Origin of the sequence: uncultured Lamprocystis sp. (assembly GCF_903933125.1) — a bacterium.
Classification (GTDB): domain Bacteria; phylum Pseudomonadota; class Gammaproteobacteria; order Chromatiales; family Chromatiaceae; genus Thiodictyon.
Window position 1 is genome coordinate 1 of the sequence record NZ_CAIZIZ010000147.1, and the last position, 6,955, is coordinate 6,955.

Consider the following 6,955-nt stretch of genomic DNA (forward strand, 5'->3'; position numbering starts at 1 on the left):
ATCTTCACCAGCCACTCATACTGCTCGGTATTCTCCGCCATGGGCTCGCCGTCGCTCTCCGGATAGGGGTCATCGGGGTCGAAATGCGCGAGGGGATTCATCGCCGCGGTCCTCCTCTGGGGGTTGGCGTCAGTCGCAAGTGTAACCTAAGGCCGTCACGCAGCAGACTCCTAAGGATGCGGTGAACAATCGACATTGACGGCGAATTCTCCCGACCGCGGAGTCTGGAAAGATCGTCTCTCACGCCAAGGCGCCAAGCACGCCAAGCACGCCAAGAAGAGCGCAATCCTGCGCTGACCCCTGTCTCCCCGCGAGCGCCTCCGGTTTTGATAGCGCCTTGAAGCACCTTGGCGTCTTGGCGTGAGACATTTCGGATCTGAGCCCAGCCGGTGCGGCGGATACGCCCGTTTGAGCGCAATTCGCCACCAGTGTCCGTTCCTCACCGCATCCTACGGGCTCCACGCGCGCATCGGCTGCGCGTATCATAACGAACTGTCGCCGTTTCGCGGCATCGGTACCGATGGCATTCCCGCGTCCCTTGAGGATGAGCGATGAGCGAGCAACTGGAGCTGATTTCGTTGGCGGATCTGATCGAGCAGATCAAGACCGATCTGCTGACCAAGGGTGCCGGAAACAACCCGGCATTCTTTATCGATGGGGTGGAGATCGTGGCCCAAGTCGTCGCCCGGCGAGAGAAAGCCGAGGGGGGCAAGGCCGGCCTCGGGATCAGTCTGGCGGTGCTCGGACAGCGGGCCGACGCCGGGGTCGACACCAAGACCACGCTGGGCAGCCAACTGACACAGACGGTCACGATCAAACTGTCCCCCCTGCTGAGCAAGGAACAATACCTGGCCCAACTCGGTGACGCCGAGCGGGAGCGGGTGACGCAGACGGCCGCCAAGGCATTGGCCCGCGGGACCCGCGGTGGATCCGGCAACCCGGTTTGAACCGCCCGCGCAGTGCGCTTGGCGCAGCGTGCCGGGGGTGAGGGATGGACGCATCTGAGCTTCAGATCGGGCTGGCATTGGAGCCTGAATCCTGGGCGCTGACGTTACGCGCCAGCTCCGACGTCATCGGCGAGGTCGAGCCTGCTCCCGTTGCGCTACCCTTTACGTCCACGCGCTACTACGGCCTCGGTTTCCGCCTTTCGAGGACTGGCCCTTGGCAGTCTTACCCTCTTACCCCGGTCGGCGCGCAAACCCCGGCACCACCGCGGCTGTCGGGTCCACTCGCCAAGCGCCGCTTTGCGCCCTGTGAGGTCTTCCGCGATCTGCTGGAGAGCGCGGGCCAGGACGGCGCCGCGCAAGCGCTCGCGGCCCCGGAGATGGTCTATCTCCCCGGCGGGACCTTCCAAATGGGCGACGAACAAGGCGGCAGCGACGAGCGGCCGGTCCATCCGGTCCGCGTCCCCGCCTCCGCCATGGGGCGCACCCGGTCACCTGGCGCGACTACCTGCGCTTCTGCGAGGCGACCGACAGCCACTGGCCGGAATGGTTGGAAAAGGGCAGTCAGTACCACTTGGAGACCGGCAAAAACGACTATTACACCAAGATCGGTGTTGGCCGCGAGGCCTTGGACCTGCCTGTGGTCGGTATCTCCTGGGACGACGCCGGCGCCTACTGCGCATGGCTGAGCGAACAAACCGGCGAGCGTTACGCACTGCCCAGCGAGGCGCAGTGGGAATATGCCTGCCGTGGCGGGACCGCGACCCGCTGGTACTGCGGCGACGACGCGGCCGGGCTGGGCGACGATGCTTGGTTCAGTGAGAATGCGGGCGGCCGACTCCATCCGGTCGGGCAGAAAAGGGCTAACGCCTGGGGGTTGTACGATATGCACGGCAACTGCTGGGAGTGGTGTGCGGACTGGTATGCGGCAGACTATTACGAGCAACTCACTGGCGCGCTCCAAGCAATCGCGAGCAGCGCCGAGCAGGCGGTGAGTGGCGGCCAGCAGCCTGCGAGTGGCTGGCGGCGCATTGCGAAGGCGTTTGGGTTCGGTGCAGGAGATGCTGTAGCGGATGCCAGTGGAAACCCAGCAGCCGCCAGTGGCGTGCAGCAGTCCGCCAGTGAGAATCCGAGTGGGCCCGAGACGGGCTCCTACCGGGTGTTTCGCGGCGGCTCCTGGGTCAACTCCGCCGACGACTGCCGCTCGGCGTTCCGCCACAGGCTCGAGCCGTCCTTCCGCTTCCACTACCTCGGTTTCCGCCTTTCGAGGACCGTATAGCTTGGCACTTTTACCCTCTTACCCTTGTCCGCGCCGGGAGGCATGGCACCGCTCCGATGCCGCACCGCGGCGCAGTCCCCGCGTGCGCAGCCGCGGGGACTGCGCACCGGTTACAGCGTTCGCACCTGATACCCTGACAGACTTTCGTGTAGGGGCGGGTTTGAAACCCGCCCTACGTCCGGTAATCCCGTCCGAAGTGATGGCCTGCCAACACGGCCCCGGTCAGATCGTCAACGTAGCCCTAATGATGCCGCAGTGACTCATGGATAAGCTCTGGAAGCAGATCACCCCATCGGATTTCGCCTGGGAGCGTGAGGCATTGGTCTTTCTTAAAGGCCAGCTACCCGACCATGAGCCCTACCGTGCCTGGGCTAACTTTGAATTCATCGCGCAAGACGGTTCCATCAACGAGGTCGACAACCTCATCCTGACCCCCAAGGGGTTCTTCCTCATCGAGATCAAGTCTCACCCCGGCGAGATCAGCGGCGACGCCGGCACCTGGGTCTGGACCCACGAGGGGCGCCGTCGCGTCTTCGACAATCCGCGCTTGCTGGCCGATCGTAAGGCCAAGAAGCTCACGTCCTTGCTCGAAAGTCAGCGCTCGGCACTGAAGGCGAAGGAGCGCATCCCCTTCATCGAGACACTGGTCTTCCTGTCCGCCGAAAACGTCGTCAACAAGCTGCTGGGGCCGACGCGCCTGCAGGTGTGTACCCGCAAGAATGTCATGGATGCGCTCTGTTCCATCGACAGCGGTTGGACGCATCGACAGCTCGACCGGCCGCTCTCCAAGGTCGTCGCGCGCGCCCTTGAAGAAGCCGGCATCAAAGAATCCCTGCGCGCGCGGCGCGTTGGACTCTACGCGCTCGATGCGCTGCTGGATGAGGCGGATCACTTCCAGGACTGGCTTGCCACCCACGCCGAGACGGGCGTGCAGCGGCGCATTCGCATCTATCTCACCCACGGCAAGTCCGAGCAGGAAGCCGCCACCCTGCGCCGCGCCGCCAAGCTGGAGTTTCGACTGCTCGAAGGCATCGAACATCCCGGCATCCTCCAGGCGCGCGACTATCAACAGCACGACCAGGGGCCGGCCCTGGTCTATGAGCACGACCCCGCCGCCGTGCGCCTCGACCACTTCCTGATCGGGCGTGGCGCCGGCCAACCGCTGGAGACGCTGGAGGCGTTGACACTGCTGCGCCAGATCGCGGAAGCCGTGCGCTTTGCCCATGGCAAACGGCTCTATCACCGCGCGCTGAGCCCGCAGAGCATCTACGTGCGCACCGACGCTGACGGCAGGCGCTCCGTCAAGATCGCCAACTGGGCCACCGCGCGGCGCGCGTTCGAGAGCGAAACGCGCGCACTGACAGCACTCAGCCACCTGAGCTGCATCCTCCAGGAGGAGGCCGGCCCGTATCTCGCGCTCGAAGGCCATACCGATGCGTTGGGCGCCCAGGCGAGCGACAGCGTCTATCTCGACGTCTTCTCGCTCGGCGCCATCGCCTACCTGCTCTTCACCGGCCAGCCGCCCGCCGCGAACGATCTGGAACTGCAGGACAAACTCAGTCGCGGCAAGGGGCTGCAGATCACCGATGCGCAGAACGGCGCCGGCCGCGAGCTGCAGGACCTCATCCAATACGCCACCCACCCGGACACCGGCAGCCGCATCGGTTCGGTTGGTGAATTCATCGAGTATCTCAACCTGGTCGAGGACGAGCTCAGCCGTCCCGACAGCGAGCGCCGCACTGATCCTGCCGCGGCGCGCCCCGGTGACACTTTCGAGGGCGGCCTTCTGGTGACCAAGCGCCTCGGGCGCGGGGCCAGCTCGGTCGCCTTCGTCGTCATGCAGTGCGGGCAGGAGCGCGTGCTCAAACTGGCCGCTAATCCCGAACACAACCAGCGCCTGCGCCAGGAAGCCGAGACCCTGAATAAGCTGCGGCATCAGGCCATCATCGCCTACCACGAGACCCACGACGTCCTTGGTCACACCGGCCTGCTCCTCGACTATGCCGCCGAGGGCACGCTGGCCGAGCGCCTGCGCAAGCAGGGCCCCATTGCGCTCGAGCTCTTGGAGCGCTTCGGCGACGACCTCCTGAGTGCCCTCTGCCACCTGGAGGAGAAGGGCATCTCCCACCGCGACATCAAACCGGAGAACATCGGCCTGATGAAACAGGGCCGCCAGTTGCATCTGGTGCTCTTCGACTTCTCGCTGGCGAGCCTCAGCGCGGAGAATTTCACCGCCGGCACCCTGGCCTACATGGACCCCTTCATCCGCGACCCGGGCCGGCGGCGCTGGGACGACTACGCCGAGCGCTTCGCCGCCGGCCTGACCCTCTACGAGATGGCGACCGGCCGGCTGCCGATCTGGGCGGACGGGGAGGGGCTGCCGCCACTGATCGAAGGCGCCCTGGAGATCGACCCCGCCGTCTTCGACCCGAGCGTGCGTGATGGCCTGGCCGGTTTTTTCCGCACGGCGCTGGCCCGGGACGTCAAGGTGCGCTTCGGCAATGCCGAGGACATGCGCCGCGCCTGGCGTCAGCACTTCGACCAGGCTAAGCGGGAGACGACCTTGCACCCTGGCGAGGGCGACGCGGCGCCATCCTGTCCGATCGGCGAGGCCGGGCTCGACACCCAGATCGGCCTGCTCCCGCTCTCCGCCCAGGCGCTGGATACCCTGAGCCGGCTCAACATCAATAGCGTCGCTGACCTCATCCGTCTGCCGCGCAACGAGCTGGTGCGCATGACCGGGGTCGGGACCCAGACCCGGCGCGAACTCTCGGAGGTGATCGCACGCCTGCAGGCCCGTCTTGCGCCCCCGGAACCCAGCCGGGCCGGGAACGAGGCGATCCCGCCCGCCCCGATCAAGAGCGACGGCCTGCTCATCAGCGTCGACCAATTGCTGCGCAGCATCCGGCCGCCCCAGACCAAGGCCGCCGACCAGGCGAGGGACAGCTTCCTCACCGAATACCTGGGCCGTCTCGACGCCGATACCACCCGGCCGGCGGACAACGTCCATTGGCCCACCCTCATCACCCTCGGCGCCGAGATCGGCATGGAGTCCACCGCCGCACGCGATCTCCAGGCGCGCGTCCTGGCGCAGTGGGGCAAGAACACCTTCATCACCCGCTTACGCCAGGATATCGCCACGTTCCTCGGTGAGCAGGGCGGCGTCATGACCGCGGTCGAGCTGGGGGAGGCCATCTTGCTGCGCCGCGGCTCGGTACGGCCCTCGCCGATCCGCGATCACTGGGCGCAGGCCGTGGTGCGGGCCGCGGTCGAGACCGAGCTGGCCCGCCAGGAGTCGCGCTGGATCCTGCGCCGCTGCGGCAAGCGCATCCTCATCGCCGACGACACTCAGGGGCTGGGTGAGGCGCTGGCGGACTACGTCGAGGCCCTGGGCCAGCTCGCCGACGAATGCGCCGAGCAGCAGCCCCTGTTGTCGCCGGTGCGCGCCCTGGAGCGCATCCGCGCGCTCCCGGCCCCGGACGCGTTCGCCGGGCTCAGCAACCACCGACTGCTGCGTCTGGCCGTCGCCGCCGCGCAGGGGGCCGCGCTCTCCAGTCGTGCGGAGTTTTACCCCAAGGGCATGCCCGCCGAGCGCAGTCTCGAGCTGGCCCAGGGTGCCTTGCTCGGCACGCCCAGGCTCTCGGTGGCCGAGGTGCAGGACCGCATCCAGGGTCGCTATCCGGAGGCGTTGCCGCTTCCCGGCCGGCGGCAACTCGATGACTTGCTGGGGCGGCTCGAGCTGGGCTTCGTCTGGGATCCCCAGGCCGAGCACGGCGGCAAGCGCGGCGCCTATTGTCTGCCGCAGGCCGGCGCCCTGGGCGACGGCAGCACCACCCGCGCCGCCACCCGGACCAGCGTGCACTACACCCAACACGCGGCGGGGGAGTCCTCCCCCGCACGCGAGCTCAAGCAGTTCGAACAGCGCGTCCGCAACGCGCTGGACTCCGCGCGTTTCCTGGCCCTCTCGGTCCGCCCCCGGCTGTGGCAGCGGGCGCAGCAGCAGCTCGCCGAGACCTTCGCGTTGCAGGTCGTCAGTTTCGACGACCTCCTGCTGCGCCATCTGCATCGTCTGTGCGATGGCATGGCCAACCCGCCCAACTGGCAGGTCGTGCTGAAGGCCGATGCCGCCGACCCCGGCAGTGTCGACTGGTCGCGTTTGCAGGGGCTGGTCCGCCGGGTCCTACCGGCGATGGCTGCGGAGATCAAGGCGGTTGACCGCCCGGTTCTGCTGACTGACCCTGGACTGATCGGTCGCTATGGTCTGGTCGACAGTTGGCTCGGTGACCTGCGCCGACAGTTACAGGACGCCCCGCGGGCACAGGCCCTATTGCTGCTGATTGCCAACGAGTTGGCCACCACCGCGGCCATCATCGACGGTGTCAGTGTGCCGAGCGGTGCCGGCAGCCGGGAGTTCGCGCGCATTCCGAGCGCCTGGCTCCAGCCGGTCGTAGCGGACGCCTCGTGATCCTCTATCCGGCAATGGCGCACGCCAAGGCGCCAAGCCCGGTAGGTTGGGGTGAGGAACGAACCCCAACGATCGGCGGCCGGGATGTTGGGGTTCGTTCCTGACACTGGTGGCGAATTGCGCCCACGCGGGTGCAGCCGCCGCACCGGCTTGGCTCAGACCCGGAATGTCTCACGCCAAGGCGCCAAGACGCCAAGCCCGGTAGGTTGGGGTGAGGAACGGACACTGGTGGCGAAATGCCTGGAGACCCCGTAACCACTTGATAGC

Annotated in this window: 3 protein-coding genes and 2 pseudogenes; 4 read left to right on the forward strand and 1 reads right to left on the reverse strand. The window is 66.9% G+C overall.

Annotated features, from left to right (window positions below):
• A pseudogene (locus QZY03_RS07205) lies at window positions 1–101 on the reverse strand (Uma2 family endonuclease); the annotation flags it as partial.
• A 450-nt stretch (window positions 102–551) separates the two neighbouring features.
• Between QZY03_RS07205 and QZY03_RS07210 the strand changes: the two are divergent.
• The 4 genes and pseudogenes from QZY03_RS07210 (at window position 552) to pglW (ending at window position 6,688) form a co-directional block, all read left to right on the forward strand.
• On the forward strand, window positions 552–947 hold the full coding sequence (locus QZY03_RS07210; protein WP_295579593.1) for a trypco2 family protein: 396 nt from the start codon (window positions 552–554) through the stop codon (window positions 945–947).
• Window positions 948–1,437: 490 nt separating this feature from the next.
• Window positions 1,438–1,872, forward strand: a pseudogene (locus QZY03_RS07215) (formylglycine-generating enzyme family protein); the annotation flags it as partial.
• 177 nt (window positions 1,873–2,049) lie between these two features.
• A complete protein-coding gene (locus QZY03_RS07220) occupies window positions 2,050–2,223 on the forward strand; it encodes an SUMF1/EgtB/PvdO family nonheme iron enzyme (RefSeq protein ID WP_295579597.1) in 174 nt (57 codons plus the stop codon).
• Window positions 2,224–2,485: 262 nt separating this feature from the next.
• On the forward strand, window positions 2,486–6,688 hold the full coding sequence (gene pglW, locus QZY03_RS07225) for a BREX system serine/threonine kinase PglW (protein ID WP_295579595.1): 4,203 nt from the start codon (window positions 2,486–2,488) through the stop codon (window positions 6,686–6,688).
• Window positions 6,689–6,955: the final 267 nt, after the last annotated feature.

Bases quoted from the DNA above. Each gene is read 5' to 3' on its own strand.
- QZY03_RS07210 (WP_295579593.1), top strand. From the start codon at position 552: ATGAGCGAGCAACTGGAGCTGATTTCGTTGGCGGATCTGATCGAGCAG.
- pglW (WP_295579595.1), top strand. From the start codon at position 2,486: ATGGATAAGCTCTGGAAGCAGATCACCCCATCGGATTTCGCCTGGGAG.